Annotated in this window: 10 protein-coding genes and 1 pseudogene; 5 read left to right on the top strand and 6 right to left on the bottom strand. The window is 66.0% G+C overall.

What is annotated here, in order from left to right:
* Positions 1-183: 183 nt before the first annotated feature.
* Positions 184-1182, bottom strand: coding sequence for a LacI family DNA-binding transcriptional regulator (locus XdyCFBP7245_RS16345; protein WP_104616596.1), 999 nt, complete (start codon positions 1180-1182; stop codon positions 184-186).
* A gap of 160 nt (positions 1183-1342) precedes the next feature.
* Here XdyCFBP7245_RS16345 and ptsP point away from each other — a divergent pair, with 160 nt between their 5' ends.
* From ptsP to XdyCFBP7245_RS16325, 4 genes are all read left to right on the top strand, one after another.
* On the top strand, positions 1343-3859 hold the full coding sequence (ptsP, locus tag XdyCFBP7245_RS16340; protein WP_104616595.1) for a phosphoenolpyruvate--protein phosphotransferase: 2517 nt from the start codon (positions 1343-1345) through the stop codon (positions 3857-3859).
* A complete protein-coding gene (gene pfkB / locus XdyCFBP7245_RS16335; RefSeq protein WP_104616594.1) occupies positions 3856-4812 on the top strand; it encodes a 1-phosphofructokinase in 957 nt (318 codons plus the stop codon). Before ptsP ends, pfkB begins: the two co-directional genes overlap by 4 nt.
* A gap of 150 nt (positions 4813-4962) precedes the next feature.
* On the top strand, positions 4963-6705 hold the full coding sequence (locus tag XdyCFBP7245_RS16330; protein WP_104616593.1) for a PTS fructose transporter subunit IIC: 1743 nt from the start codon (positions 4963-4965) through the stop codon (positions 6703-6705).
* 170 nt (positions 6706-6875) lie between these two features.
* The gene (locus tag XdyCFBP7245_RS16325; RefSeq protein WP_170068682.1) at positions 6876-8153 is read left to right on the top strand and encodes a carbohydrate porin; all 1278 of its coding nucleotides are present in this window, start codon (positions 6876-6878) and stop codon (positions 8151-8153) included.
* A gap of 329 nt (positions 8154-8482) precedes the next feature.
* Here XdyCFBP7245_RS16325 and XdyCFBP7245_RS16320 read toward each other — a convergent pair whose 3' ends face one another.
* Together XdyCFBP7245_RS16320 and XdyCFBP7245_RS16315 are read right to left on the bottom strand one after the other, a co-directional pair.
* Positions 8483-9403 (bottom strand): CPBP family intramembrane glutamic endopeptidase, encoded by a 921-nt coding sequence (locus XdyCFBP7245_RS16320; RefSeq protein ID WP_158255518.1) that lies wholly within the window; start codon positions 9401-9403, stop codon positions 8483-8485.
* Between the two features lie 124 nt (positions 9404-9527).
* A complete protein-coding gene (locus tag XdyCFBP7245_RS16315; protein WP_104616591.1) occupies positions 9528-9890 on the bottom strand; it encodes a bleomycin resistance protein in 363 nt (120 codons plus the stop codon).
* Positions 9891-10073: 183 nt separating this feature from the next.
* On the opposite strand from XdyCFBP7245_RS16315, the pseudogene XdyCFBP7245_RS24805 reads away from it, so the two are divergent.
* A pseudogene (locus XdyCFBP7245_RS24805) lies at positions 10074-10369 on the top strand (phage integrase N-terminal SAM-like domain-containing protein); the annotation flags it as partial.
* Positions 10370-10515: 146 nt separating this feature from the next.
* On the opposite strand, the gene secF reads toward XdyCFBP7245_RS24805, so the two are convergent.
* The 3 genes from secF to yajC form a co-directional block, all read right to left on the bottom strand.
* Positions 10516-11484, bottom strand: a complete 969-nt coding sequence (secF, locus tag XdyCFBP7245_RS16305; RefSeq protein ID WP_055851716.1) for a protein translocase subunit SecF — start codon at positions 11482-11484, stop codon at positions 10516-10518.
* Positions 11485-11598: 114 nt separating this feature from the next.
* Complete coding sequence (gene secD, locus XdyCFBP7245_RS16300) at positions 11599-13443, bottom strand: protein translocase subunit SecD (protein WP_170068681.1); 1845 nt, start codon at positions 13441-13443, stop codon at positions 11599-11601.
* Positions 13444-13772: 329 nt separating this feature from the next.
* Positions 13773-14126: a preprotein translocase subunit YajC gene (gene yajC, locus XdyCFBP7245_RS16295; protein ID WP_104612453.1), complete on the bottom strand. Its 354-nt coding sequence runs from the start codon at positions 14124-14126 to the stop codon at positions 13773-13775.
* Positions 14127-14238: the final 112 nt, after the last annotated feature.

Here is a 14238-nt window from a genome sequence, read left to right as displayed (position 1 = left end):
GTCGTTACTCCCACATGCAGTGCGATCCGCGCTGGCATTGTTGCGATCAGCCCTGGCACTGCACTGTAGGAGCGCACCTGGGCGCGATGGGGCTCTATCGATCGCGATCAGGGCTGTCGGTAAGGCTTGGTCGCGCCCGGGTGCGCTCCTACGGTGGTGTATCGCTCGGTGGTGTATCGCTCGCTACGTCTGATCGGGTGCACGGGCAGCGGTCGAACCGCGCACCACACAACGCCCGGTCATGACCATGCGGCGGATCGGCAGCTGCGGGTTGCTCAGGCGTTCCAGCAGCAATGACATCGCGGCACGGCCCATGTCTTCGACCGGCTGTTCGACCACGGTGATGCCCGGTTCGACCAGGTCGGTCCAGCGCTCGTTGTCGAAGCCGGCCAGGGCCAGATCCTGCGGCAGCCGCAGGCCGGCGGTGCGCGCGGCTTTCAATGCGCCCATCAGCAGCAGGCTGTTACTGGTGACGATGGCTTCGGGCCGGCTGTCGCTCGCCAGCCACTGTTCCAGTTCGACAATCGCCGCTTCGGCGGTCGGCGCCACTTCGCGGTAGTCCGGGGTCAGCCCCTGCGTCCGCATCGCCGCCAGGTAGCCGTCGCGACGCTCGGCCGCGGTGGTGCTGGTGCTGCCGAACAACCCGCCGATGCGTCGGTACCCCTGCGCCTGCAGGTGCGTGACCAGCTCGCCCATCGCCGCGGCGTTATCCAGTACCACGCTGTCGTAGCGGCTGCCGGGGCCAGCTCGGTCCACCAGCACCGTGGGGTAATCCAGGGCCAGTTCGTGCATGCGCCCCACCGTCACCCGGGTCGGGGCGAAGATCAGCCCGGTGATGCGCTCTTCCTGCATCAGCTCCAGATACAGCGCCTCGCGCTCGGGATCTTCATCGGTATTGCACAGGGTGACGCGCATACCGGCACGGTAAGCGACCTCTTCCACCGCACGGATCAGGGACGTGAAGTACGGGTTGCGGATATCGGCCACGATCACGCCCAGGATGCCGGACTGCTGGGATCGCAATCGCCGCGCCATCAGATTGGGGCGGTAACCGGTCTCACGGACGGCCGCCTCGACCTTGGCACGCACCTCCTCGCTCACCGGGCCGGTGCCCAGCGCGCGCGAGACCGTGGACTTGGACACACCGGCCACCCGGGCCACGTCATTGATGCTGATACTCACTGGGACCGTTCCCGCTCCATTTGCGCACCTGACCTAGGCGCGGTGTCAGTTCCGATGCTAACCCGAAAGCACTACAGGGATTTTGTGCACTGCACATTGACCTGGATCGTGGGAACGTTCCCACTATACTTCCCAGCCTGATCCCCCATCGGAGCCCGCCTTGTCTTCTCCGTCGCCCGCCCCCGTCACTCCCGAGCTCATCCGCCTGCATGCGCACGCCCGCGACAAGGACGATGCCATCGCCCAGGCTGCGCAACTGCTGGTCGCCGCCGGCTGCGTGGCGCCCGGTTACGACGCCAGCATGCGGCGCCGCGAAGGCCTGGCGAACACCTTCCTGGGCCATGGCCTGGCGATCCCGCACGGGGTGGGCGAAGACCGTCACCTGGTGCGCCGCGACGGAATCGCGGTGCTGCAGCTGCCCGAGGGCGTGGAATGGAACCCGGGCCAGATCACCCGGCTGGTGGTAGGCATCGCCGCCCAGTCCGACACCCATATCACCCTGCTGCGGCGGCTGACCCGGTTGATCCAGGACCCGGCGCAGCTGGAAGCGCTGTTCACCACCGACGACCCCGGCGTGATCGTGACCGCGCTCACCGGCGACCGCGCCCCCGCCACCAGCGCCGCACCGGCCACCGATCTGGCCGAACGCTTCGAGTGGACCATCGCCTACCCCAGCGGCCTGCACGCGCGCCCGGCCACGCGCTGGGCCGAAACCGTGCGCGGCTTCTCTGCGCGTGCGCAGGTGCGTGCCGGCGACCAGGCCGCCGATGCCAAGAGCCTGGTCGGCCTGCTGCAACTGGGCCTGCGTGCCGGCAACAGCATCACCGTTTCGGCCGAGGGCAACGATGCGGCGGCGCTGCTCAAGCGCCTGCGCGTGGTGATGGACAGCCTGACCGCACAAGAGAAGGCCGACGCCGAACGTGCCGCGCAACGCCGCGCCGCACCGGTGGTCGGCTGGACCCCGCCGCAGGCGCAGCCGGCCATCGTCGGTATCGGCGCCAGCCCGGGCGTGGCGATCGGCATCGTGCACCGCCTGCGTGCGGCGCAGACCGAGGTGGCCGATCAGCCGGTCGGCCTGGGCGATGGCGGCGCGCAGCTGCACGATGCGCTGACCCGCACCCGCCAGCAGCTGGCGGCGATCCAGGACGACACCCAGCGCCGTCTTGGCGCCTCGGACGCGGCCATCTTCAAGGCCCAGGCCGAGTTGCTCAACGACACCGACCTGATCACCCGCACCTGCCAGCTGATGGTCGAAGGCCATGGTGTGGCGTGGTCCTGGCACCAGGCGGTAGAACAGATCGCCTCCGGCCTGGCCGCGCTGGGCAACCCGGTGCTGGCCGGCCGCGCGGCCGATCTGCGCGATGTCGGCCGCCGCGTGCTGGCCCAGCTCGACCCGTCTGCAGCGGGCGCCGGCCTCACCGACCTGCCCGACCAGCCCTGCATCCTGCTGGCCAGCGACCTGTCGCCGTCGGACACCGCCAACCTGGACACCGCACGCGTGTTCGGCCTGGCCACCGCGCAGGGCGGACCGACCTCGCACACCGCGATCCTGTCGCGCACCCTGGGCCTGCCGGCGCTGGTCGCGGCCGGCGGCCAGTTGCTGGAGATCGAAGACGGCGCCACCGCCATCATCGACGGCAGCAGCGGGCGTCTGTACATCAACCCGTCCGCGCAGGATCTGGACGCGGCACGTGCGCACATCGCCGAACAACAGGCCATCCGCGAGCGCGAAGCCGCACAGCGCGCCTTGCCGGCCGACACCACCGACGGCCACCGCATCGACATCGGCGCCAACGTCAACCTGCCCGACCAGGTGGCGATGGCGCTCACCCAAGGTGCCGAAGGCGTCGGCCTGATGCGCACCGAGTTCCTGTTCCTGGAAAGCGGCAGCACGCCCACCGAAGACGAGCAGTACGCGACTTATCGCGCCATGGCGCAGGCCCTGGACGGCCGCCCGCTGATCGTGCGTGCGCTGGACATCGGCGGCGACAAGCAAGTGGCGCATCTGGAATTGCCGCACGAAGAAAACCCGTTCCTGGGCGTGCGTGGCGCGCGCCTGCTGCTGCGTCGCCCCGACCTGCTGGAGCCGCAGCTGCGGGCGCTATACCGCGCGGCCAAGGACGGGGCGCGGCTGTCGATCATGTTCCCGATGATCACCTCGGTGCCGGAGCTGATCGCCTTGCGCGAAATCTGCGCACGCATCCGCGCCGAGCTGGATGCGCCAGAGGTTCCGATCGGCATCATGATCGAAGTGCCCGCCGCCGCCGCGCAGGCCGACGTGCTGGCGCGGCATGCGGATTTCTTCTCGATCGGCACCAACGACCTCACCCAGTACGTGCTGGCGATCGACCGCCAGAACCCGGAACTGGCCGCCGAAGCAGACAGCCTGCATCCGGCGGTGCTGCGCATGATCCGCAGCACCATCGAAGGCGCGCGCAAGCACGAGCGCTGGGTTGGCGTGTGCGGCGGCCTGGCCGGCGATGCGTTCGGCGCCAGCCTGCTGGCCGGCCTGGGCGTGCAGGAACTGTCGATGACGCCTAACGACATCCCCGCAGTGAAGGCGCGCCTGCGGGCATCTTCGCTCGGCCAATTGCAGCAGCTGGCCGAGCAGGCGCTCCATTGCGAAACCGCCGAGCAAGTGCGCGCGTTGGAAGCCAAGCGCGAGGGCACGGCATGAGCTTGCAGGCACTCACCGTCACGCTGAACCCGGCGATCGACCAGACCATCCGGCTCGACAGCCTGCAGCCCGGCGCAGTGCATCGCGCCAGCAGCGTGCGTAACGATGCCGGCGGCAAGGGCATCAACGTCGCTGCGTGCCTGGCCGATTGGGGCACCGATGTGGCCGCACTTGGCGTGCTCGGCGGCGGCAATGCCGGCGTGTTCGAAGCGCTGTTCCGCGAGCGCGGCATCGTCGACCACTGCCAGCGCGTGGTCGGCGAAACCCGCACCAATCTCAAACTGGTGGAAGCGCGCAGCAACGACACCACCGACATCAACCTGCCAGGCCTGCAACTGACCGGCGCGCATCTGCAAAGCGTGGCCGATCAACTCGCGCCGCTGCTGCGCCCGGGTCTGCCGGTGGTGTTGTCCGGCAGCCTGCCGTCCGGCCTGCCCAACGACAGCTGGGCGCAGCTGCAGGCACAGGCCGGCGCCGCCGGTGCACACGTCCTGCTCGATACCAGCGGCGCGCCGCTGGTGGCCGCACTGAGCGCAGCACGCGATGCGCTGCCCTATGCGGTCAAGCCGAATCGCCACGAACTGGAAGCCTGGACCGGCCACCCGCTCACCGATCGCGCCGCACTCAGCGCCGCTGCGCACGAACTACTGGCACGCGGCATCCAGCTGGTGGTGATTTCGATGGGCACCGACGGTGCGTTGTTCGTGCAGCGCGAGCAGCGACTGATCGCGCGTCCGCCACGCCTGGCGCTCGGCAGCAGCGTTGGCGCAGGCGATGCGATGGTGGCCGGCCTGGCCGCTGCGCTGCTGGATGCCGCCACCGATCTGGAGCAGTGCGCACGGCTGGCCACGGCGTTTTCGATGTGTCGGCTGGAAAGCGGCGACGCGCGCAGGCTCAGCGCCGATGGCGTGCGCCGTGCTGCGGCCGACGTCGTGATCGAGACGCTGTCGTGAACGCTGCCTTTCACAAGACGGCGACCGGCACGCAGGTGTCCGCGGCTTACTTCGACCGCCGTCGTTCCGGCACGCGCCCTCCGCACGCGTAACGCCCCCAATTCCCCCCGCCGGCCACACCGGCGACCGCAATACAGCAGGAGTTTTGCCATGTCCTCTTCCATCGTGGTCATCGCCGCCGGCGAGCGCAGTACCGAAGCCGTTCTGGCGGCCGAGGCGCTGCGCCGCGCGGCCACCGCCGCCGGGCGCAGCGTGACGATCGAAATCCGCAGCGACCAGGGCGTGCTCGGCGCGCTACCGACCGAACTGGCCAGCGGCGCCGCGCAGGTCCTGATCGTCGGCGATACCGATGCCGACAGCGCCCGCTTCGGCGATGCGCAGCTGCTGCATCTGAGCCTGGGCGCCGTACTGGACGACCCGGCCGCCGCCATCAGCCAGCTCGCCGTGCCCACCGCAACGACCAGCACCTCGGCAGCGACCGACGCATCCGGCGCAGGCGGCAAGCGCATCGTTGCAATCACCTCCTGCCCCACCGGCATCGCGCACACCTTCATGGCCGCCGAAGGCCTGCAGCAGGCCGCAAAGAAGCTCGGCTACCAGATGCGCGTGGAAACGCAGGGCTCGGTCGGCGCGCAGGACGCGTTGACCGACGAGGAAATCCGCGCGGCCGACGTTGTCATCATCGCCGCCGACCGCGAAGTGGACCTGGCCCGTTTCGCTGGCAAGCGGCTGTTCAAGAGCGGCACCAAGCCGGCGATCAACGATGGCCCGGCACTCATCCAGAAAGCCCTGGCCCAGGCCGGCGTGCAGGGCGGCGCAGCCCCGGTCGCAGGCGCCAGCGCCACATCGGACAGCAAAGGCAACGGTCGCACCGGCGCCTACAAACACCTGATGACCGGTGTGTCGTTCATGCTGCCGTTCGTCACTGCCGGCGGCCTGTTGATCGCGCTGGCCTTCGCGCTGGGCGGCATCTATGCCGGCGACGACGCGCATCAGGGCACGCTGGCCTGGTCGCTGTTCCAGATCGGCGCCAAAGCCGGCTTCACCTTGATGGTGCCCGCGCTGGCCGGTTACATCGCCTACTCCATCGCCGACCGCCCCGGCATCGCGCCCGGCATGATCGGCGGGCTGGTCGCGGCCAATCTCAATGCCGGTTTCCTCGGCGGCATCATCGCCGGCTTCATCGCCGGCTACGGCGTGGCCGCGCTCAACCGCTACATCAAGCTGCCGCGCAACCTGGAAGGACTCAAGCCGGTATTGATCCTGCCGGTGCTGGGCACCCTGTTGGTCGGTCTGGCGATGATGTACGTATTCGGCCAGCCCGTCGCCGACCTGCTGGCCTGGCTCACCGCCTGGTTGCGCGGCATGCAGGGCAGCAGCGCGCTGCTGCTGGGCCTGTTGCTGGGCGGCATGATGGCCTTCGACATGGGCGGGCCGGTCAACAAGGCCGCCTACGCGTTTTCCACCGGTCTGATCGCCAGCCAGGTCTACACCCCGATGGCCGCGGCCATGGTGGCCGGCATGACCCCGCCGCTGGGCATCGCGCTGGCCACCTGGCTGTTCCGCAACCGCTTCACAGTCGAAGAACGCGGCTCGGCCACCGCCGCCGGCGTGCTTGGGCTGGCCTTCGTCACCGAAGGCGCCATCCCGTATGCCGCGCGCGACCCGTTGCGCACCATCCCGGCGCTGATGATCGGCTCGGCCGTGGCCGGCGCCATCTCGATGTCGGTCGGCGCCGAACTAAAGGCCCCGCACGGCGGCATCTTCGTGCTGCTGATTCCCAATGCCGTCACCCACCTGGCGATGTATGTGCTGGCACTGCTGGCCGGCGTGGCAGTCACCGCAATTGCCCTGCGCGTGCTCAAGAAGCCGGTCGCCGACGTCGTCGCCTGACGTCAGCACCTGCGGCGGCCGATGGCCGCCGCACCCGACGCGCAGGATGCGCGTCGCCCCTGATCGATCACCGCTGCGCCGCGCACCGATGTGCGCCGCCAGCGGCTTGCCCACCCACGTGCTGTCGCGTCCGCCATCTCGGCAACACCCTCTTTGTTCGGAGTCCTGCCATGACCGCCCTGCCCTCCCGTCGCGCCCATCCCCGCCTGCTGTGCCTGTCGCTCGCGCTGGCGATCGCCCCACTCGCCCAAGCGCAGGACGCCGCCGACGCCTTCAAGCTCAAGCTCGGCTACACCGGCGAAGCCGCCTCGATGATCGACGGCGGCCGCAAGAGCGGCGACGCTTACGCCGGCCAGCTGATGGTCGGCACCGATGTCGACATGGACCGCCTGTTCGGCTGGAACGGCGCCACCGTCAAGCTCTCTGTCACCAATCGCCACGGCACCAACCTGTCCAACAGCAGCATCGGCAACAGCACCTCGGTGCAGGAAATCTACGGCGGCCAGGGCACGCGTCTGGCCAACTTCACCCTGCTGCAAAAACTCTTCGACGACCGCCTGGAACTGGAAGCAGGCCGCAGCGTGGCCAACAGCCATTTCCTCGGCTCGGACCTGTGCCAGTACTTCCAGGGCAACTCGGCCTGCGGCAATCCCACCTTCGTATTCCGCACCAGCAACTTCACCTACTGGCCGGTTTCCAGCTGGGCCGCGCACGCCACCGCCTGGGTCACGCCCAAGGTCTACGTGCATGTCGGCGCGTATGAAGTGAACCCGGTACAGGCCCAGGACGGCCAGCACGGCCTGAAGTGGAGCACCGACGACACCACCGGCGTGGTGGTGCCCTATGCGGTGGGCTACAAGAACAAGGGCGGCGACGGCAGCATGGCCGCGATGTACGAACTCGGCGGCTGGCAGGACAACTCCGACTACACCGACCCGCTGCGCGACCGCAACGGCAACCCGGCCGTGCTCAGTGGGCTGGGCTATGAAAACAAGCAGGGCCGCTCGGGCCTGTTCGGCCGCTTCGAGCAGCAGGTTACCAACCCCGACCCCTCCGGCACCCGCGGCCTCACCGTCTTCGGCGCGATCCTGCAAAGCACCGGCGGCCAGGCCATCGAAGATCACTTCGTGCAACTGGGCCTGGTGCAGAAAGGCACCTTCGCCAGCCGCCCGCAGGACAACATCGCCTTCGTGATCACCCAACAGAAATACAGCGACGAAGCGCTGGAAAACCTGCGTTTGGCCCGCGCCTCGGCCGGCGGCACCGGTACCCCCGCCGACAACCAGATCATGATGGAGCTCAGCTACGGCATCCAGGTCACCAAGCGCCTGCGCGTCGCGCCGAACCTGCATTACGTGATCAACCCGGACCAGTTCAACGAACCGACACGCACCAACGATCTGAAGAACGCGCTGATCGCGGGCATGCGGATCGACTGGAATTTGTGACCGGGAGAGAAGCTGCGCGTGTTGCGCGCATGCTTGGCGGGCACCACTGCCTGAAGTGAGTGGCGGGTGCGTTGCATCTGATTGCAGTGCAACGCATTGCGTCGACTCGGTTGGCCTGGGCAGTTGCCGGATATGGCCGACGAGTTTGATGAGCCGGGTCGCTGCGCAATCGCACGTAATGACGCTTTATCGGGCCACTTGGTCACGCGCAAGCCCGTCGCTGGACACGTAAGCGCACGCGATAGCGGATGCCGAAGCTGTAGTGACCCACCACTGCCTAACGCCGGAGTTAAGGCGCGTGCGGTACGCACGTCGCCTTGAACGAATTGTTAGGCCGCCGGCTTGAGGAAGGCGCCACGCCGTCGTGCCGCGCGCAGCAACAGCACAACCACGACTGTGGCTGACACGATCACCAGCAGCGAACTTTCCGGACCGAACATTCCGCCGGTCAGCCAGTCGGGCCCGGCATAGCGGCTTTCGAGCGGCGCTACGGCGCGCCAGTCCTCGATGCCGGAAAGCGGCACGCCACTGAGAAAGATGGTGAAGTTCCACGCTGCGTGATTGGCGGCCACCACCCACAGGTTGCGCGTCAGGACGAACAGCCCGCCCCATAGCAGGCCCAGCACAGTCACGGAAATCAGCATGGCTACGATATCGCCGGGTCCACCGTGCGCCACGTTCTCCAAGTGCGGCAGGGCGAAGAGCACCGCTTGCACCACCAATGCCACCACTGTTCCCCAAGCCCGCTCCAGCAGACGAAACAGCAGGCACCGGTGGACCAGCTCTTCTAGGGTGGCCGCAATTCCAATGAAGGCCGCCACGCCCAGCAGAGCCGGCGAGGCGCCGCGAAATAGCACCAGTTCGTATGCGCCGAACGCGAACAGCATGGCGATCGGCAACGCTACCAGAGCGGCGCCGCCTACACCGCCAAGTATCAGGGGAACCGGCCGCAGCTGCAGCTCGGTCGCTTTACGCCTTTCATGCCAGTGCACATAGGCCCAGTAGCCCACGATGGCCACAAGGATGATGCCGGCACGTCTGAACACGCTGAGCCATGCGGGTCCAGGCTGGAACATCGTATCGATCAGTGGTAACAGGCCTTGCCGAAAGACCAATACCGAACCCATGCTCGCCACTCCGCCCAGCAGGAGCGAGCAAAGCATCCGGAAGGTGACGCGTATGCGCTGGCGCGCGATGCCTTCCGATTCTGCAGGAAGGGTGCGGCTTGGGTCGAAACGATCAGAAGACATGGCATCTTTGCTGGATAGAGATGAGTCAGGGGGCAGAGAATCTGCAGCCGGGTCGTGATCTTTCATGTCGGCCTAACGCCTGAATTAAGCCGACCCGCGAAGCGGGTTCGGCTTGAATGAATTGTTAGGCAGCGAGCTCAGTGAAGAAGGTGAGCCTGTTGCCGTCTGGATCAGCTACTAAGATTTCGCGAGTTTTCCATGCGGTGTTGTGCGGCGAGCCAGATTGAACAAGTCCTGCTGCTTGGAACGCCCGATGGCATTCGTCTACATCTGGAACAGCAAAGTAGATGGCGCCACCGACCTGACAGTCGTCTGCGTGCTCTGTTAGGAAAATCGATTGGTCCCCGCGACTGAGCTGCGCAAAAACCGGAAGATCTGGCTCGTGCCGGTACTCCCAATCGACGGTGAATCCAAGCCCCTGAACGTAGAACGGGAAACTAGCTGAAGCACTGGTTACCCGAAGGACGGGGGTCACTGTCTGAGTCACGATGATCGCTCCTTGCTGCCTAACTTCTATTGGACCGCCTAAACGCGGTGTTCCACCCAAGTATCCGTAATCCGCTGACGCGAGGGAATAGGCTCTTCCCAATGAATATCAATCGCTTACCTGATAGCTGGGGCTAGGCCCGACGTCGATGCTGGTGGTGTTACCCAACTGTTGAGCAGGCGTATGAATTACCCCCCGGGAGATGGAGGCGTCACGGCGTGGTGGGGCCAGAAGCTGTTGGATCAGGTGCGCGACCGCCTGCGGGGACGGCACTACAGCCTGCGCACCGAGCAGGCCTATCTGAGCTGGATACGGCGCTTCATCCTGGCCAGCGGCAAGCGTTATTTGGTGCAAATAGGTAAAGTTGAGGGCGAGGCGTTCCTCACCCGCTTGGCGATCCAGCACAGGTGTCTGCGGGCACACAGAACAAGGCGTTGGCGGCGCTGTTGTTTCTCTCCCGCGACGTATTGCGTATCGATCGGCATCACGTGTCCGACGAAAGCCCTGGTGTTCAATATCTTGAGTAGTGGCGTCACGGTGCACACCATGCACTCACGACGCCCACCGCCAGAAACGAAAAAACCGCGCAATGCGCGGTTTTTTCGTCACACCTTTTGCCAACCGATCAGGGGCGACGCGCCAGCGCCTCCACATCCTTGGCCTTGGGCAGCAGATCCTGCTTGGTCACCGCAAACGGCCCGATGCTCAGCATCGGCACCGCCACGATCACCGACGAGATCACCACGATCACCGCACCGATCATGTGCGTCTCGGCCAGACCTTCCATCGATTCGCCGCCGTAGATGTACAGCGCCAAGGCCGACAGGAAGAACATCACCGCGGTGATGATCGTGCGCGACAGCGTCTGGTTGATCGACCGGTTCAACACTTCCAGCGGTTCCACACGCAACCCGCGGAAGTTTTCGCGCACACGGTCGAACACCACGATGATGTCGTTGATCGCAAAGCCCATCACCGACAACAGACCGGCCAGCACGGTCAGATCGAACTCGCGACCGGTCAGCGACACGAAGGCCACCGTCACCAGCAAGTCGAACAATGCCGTCACGCTAGCCACCACCGCAAACTTCCACTCGAAGCGGAAGGCGATGTAGATCAAAAAGCCCACCAGCATGAACACCGTGGCGTACACGCCGTTCAAGGCCAGGTCCTTGCCGACCTGCGGGCCGACGAACTCGCCGGGCTGCACGGTGGCCGGATTCTGCTCGGTGCTGACCGCCTTGCGCACTTCTTCGGCAACGGTGCGCGCAGCATCGTCCCGGTTGTTGTGCTGCTCGCGCGCCTGCAGACGGATCATCACCTCGTTGCCGCCGCGGGCGTTTTGCACCTGTGCGTTTTCGAAGCCGGCCTTGGACAGCTGCTCGCGCACCTGGTCCACATCCACCGTTTTCTGGAAGCTGGTTTGCACCAGCGTGCCGCCGGTGAATTCCAGCGCGTAATTGAAGCCCTTGCCGACGATGATGCCGACCGAAGCGACTGCCAGGATCAGCATCAGGATCAGCACCGGCTTGCGCGGGCGCATGAAATCGATCTTGGTGTCGTTGGGAATGAGATGGAGCGGGAACAATTTCATGGAAAAGATCTTCCGTTTAGACGTTGCGCACCCTCGGGATGCGCAACGCTTGCGAAGGGATTCATCCCTCGCCCGCTACAGCTCGGCTGCAGGGGGCGAGGCCGGACTCGCATCTCAAATAGCGACGGTCTTCAGCTTCTTGCGGCTGCCGTAGATCAGCACCGCCAGCGCACGCGACACGGTGATCGCGGTGAACATCGAGGCGAAAATACCGATCATCATGGTCAGCGCGAAGCCCTTCAACGGGCCGGTACCGAACGCATACAAGGCCACCGCCACGATCAAACCGGTGAGGTTGGCGTCCAGGATGGTGCCGCCGGCCTTTTCGTAACCCGCGGCGATCGCCGACTTGGCCGGCACGCCCAGCCGCAATTCTTCGCGGATACGCTCGTTGATCAGCACGTTGGCGTCCACCGACAGACCGACCGACAGGGCCAGGCCAGCAAAACCCGGCAGCGTCATGGTGGCGCCGAACAGCGACATCACTGCCACCACGATCAGCAGATTGAACAGCAGCGCCACCGAGGTGATTGCGCCGAACACGCGGTAGTAGATGGTGAAGAACACCAGCGTGAACAGGAACGAGTACACCACCGCAGTGACGCCGCGCTCCACGTTTTCCGCACCCAGACTCGGGCCGATCACGTATTCCTCGACAAAATCCATCGGCGCAGCCAGCGAGCCGGACTTCAGCAGCTTGGCCAGGTTCTCCGCTTCCACCTTTTCCAGACCGGTGGTCTGGAAATTCTTGCCGAACACGCCGGCAATGCGGGTCGGCGACAAGGCTTCTTCCTTGACCCGAACGCTGCGCACTTCCTTGCCGTCGACCATGGTCACGGTGGGGATGCGCTCGATGTACACCACCGACATCAGCTTGCCGACGTTGGCGCTGGTGTAGTCGAGCATGCGCTGGCCGGCGACGTTGTTGAGCGTCACCGACACGGCGGGCATGCCGTTCTGGTCGTTGCTGACGCTGGCACTGACCATCTGGTCGCCGGTCACCAGCGCGCGCTTGTTAAGCAACACCGGCGCACCGGTGTCGCGCACGCGGTAGACCTTGGCCTCCGGCGGGATGCTGCCGCTGCGTACGGCGTCTTCGGCATTGCCGTCGACCACCGCACGGAATTCCAGCGAGGCGGTGGCGCCGATCAGGCGCTTGGCCTCGGCGGTGTCCTGCAAACCGGGCAATTCGACCACGATACGGTCTTCGCCCTGACGCTGGATGGTCGGCTCGGACACGCCCAACGCATTGACACGATTGCGCAAGGTGGTGAGGTTCTGCTCGATCGCGCCGCTTGCGATCTGCTTGAGCTCGGCCTCCGGCACCTTCACTGCGATGTTTTGGCCGCTGACGTCGTAGGTCAGCGTCGGCTGCGCCTTGGCCAGCGCGGTGCGCGCCGCATCGGCGCTGGCGCCATCGCCCAGGCTGATCTGGATGCTGTTGTCGCCGCGACGCTCGACTGCCCGATAGGCGATACGGGCATCACGCAAGGTGGTGCGGATGTCTTCGGCAAAGCCTTCGATCCGTTTTTCCACTGCGGCCTTCTGATCGACCTGCATGGCGAAGTGCACGCCGCCGACCAGGTCCAGGCCCAGCACCATCGGCTTGCCGCCCAGCTTGGCCAGCCACTCCGGCACGGTGGAGGCCAGATTCAGCGCCACCGTGTAGTTCTCGCCCAGCTGCTGACGCAGCACATCGTTGGCGCGGGTCTGCGCCTGCAACGAGGACAAGCGCACCATCAGGCTGTCGCCTTCCTTGGTGACGGCTTTGGGCGTGATGCCCGCGCCCTTGAGCTCGCCGTCGATGCGGCTGCGCAATGCGTCGTCGAGCTGCGCACCGCGGCTGGCGGTGATCTGCACGGACGGGTCTTTCTGATAGATGTTGGGCAGCGCATACAACGCGCTGACCGCCAGCACCAGCAGGATCAGGAAATACTTCCAGCGAGGAAATTCGAGCATTGCGACAGTCCCGCACAGCACCATCCCGGCGCCGCGCCTAGCAGTGAGAACGACTTCAAGCGGCCGATACAGCGTCGCGAGCGGTCATCCGGTGGATACGGGCAGTGCGCGGAGCGAAAGCGCCCAGGGGCGCATTCCGACTCCGTGCACCGACTGCGCCCGCCTGACGGTGCGCGCAGCGGTGGTATTGCAGGCCTTCAATTGCAGCGACATCTTGAGCCGCCCAACGCAGGCAGCGGCAGCGCGACGACAGCGCAGTGTACGAGCGGCCCCTGGCGTTTTCGAGCAGCGGCCGGCAGCGCCAGACGGTGCCCGATGCCGAGCGCGACTCAGCTGGCGGACTTGAGCGTGCCCTTCGGCAGTACATGGCCCACGGCGCTCTTCTGCACACGGATGCGGACGTTGTCGGCCACTTCCACGGTGATGAAGTTGTCGCCGATGTCGGTGATCACGCCGGCGACGCCGCCGGAGGTGATGACTTCATCGCCGCGTGCCAGCTTGTCCAGCAGCGACTTGTGCTCCTTCTGACGCTTCATCTGCGGGCGGATCATCAAAAAGTACATGACAGCGATCAGGATGATCGGCAGCGCGAAGGTGGACAGGCTCCCCATCGGGCCGGCGGCCGGCGCGCCACCGGTGGCTTGCGCCTGGGCGACCGGGATCAGGAAATCGAGCAAATTCATTCAGTGCATCCTAGTTTGGTGCCAGCGCGCCCGACGGGCCCACTCGCTATTCAGGTACCGCCAGAGCGGAACAGCCGGGAATTATGCCACGCGGGTTCCACCCCGTCCGCGC

The organism is Xanthomonas dyei (genome assembly GCF_002939865.1).
In the GTDB taxonomy this organism is placed as follows: domain Bacteria; phylum Pseudomonadota; class Gammaproteobacteria; order Xanthomonadales; family Xanthomonadaceae; genus Xanthomonas; species Xanthomonas dyei.
The sequence above is the reverse complement of the archived record's forward strand: the minus strand, read 5'-3'. Positions and strand labels throughout refer to the sequence as shown.

Coding starts and splice junctions, on each gene's coding strand:
- secD (WP_170068681.1), bottom strand. CDS start 13,443: ATGCTCGAATTTCCTCGCTGGAAGTATTTCCTGATCCTGCTGGTGCTG.
- yajC (WP_104612453.1), bottom strand. CDS start 14,126: ATGAATTTGCTCGATTTCCTGATCCCGGTCGCCCAGGCGCAAGCCACC.
- XdyCFBP7245_RS16325 (WP_170068682.1), top strand. CDS start 6,876: ATGACCGCCCTGCCCTCCCGTCGCGCCCATCCCCGCCTGCTGTGCCTG.
- pfkB (WP_104616594.1), top strand. CDS start 3,856: ATGAGCTTGCAGGCACTCACCGTCACGCTGAACCCGGCGATCGACCAG.
- secF (WP_055851716.1), bottom strand. CDS start 11,484: ATGAAATTGTTCCCGCTCCATCTCATTCCCAACGACACCAAGATCGAT.
- XdyCFBP7245_RS16330 (WP_104616593.1), top strand. CDS start 4,963: ATGTCCTCTTCCATCGTGGTCATCGCCGCCGGCGAGCGCAGTACCGAA.
- XdyCFBP7245_RS16320 (WP_158255518.1), bottom strand. CDS start 9,403: ATGTCTTCTGATCGTTTCGACCCAAGCCGCACCCTTCCTGCAGAATCG.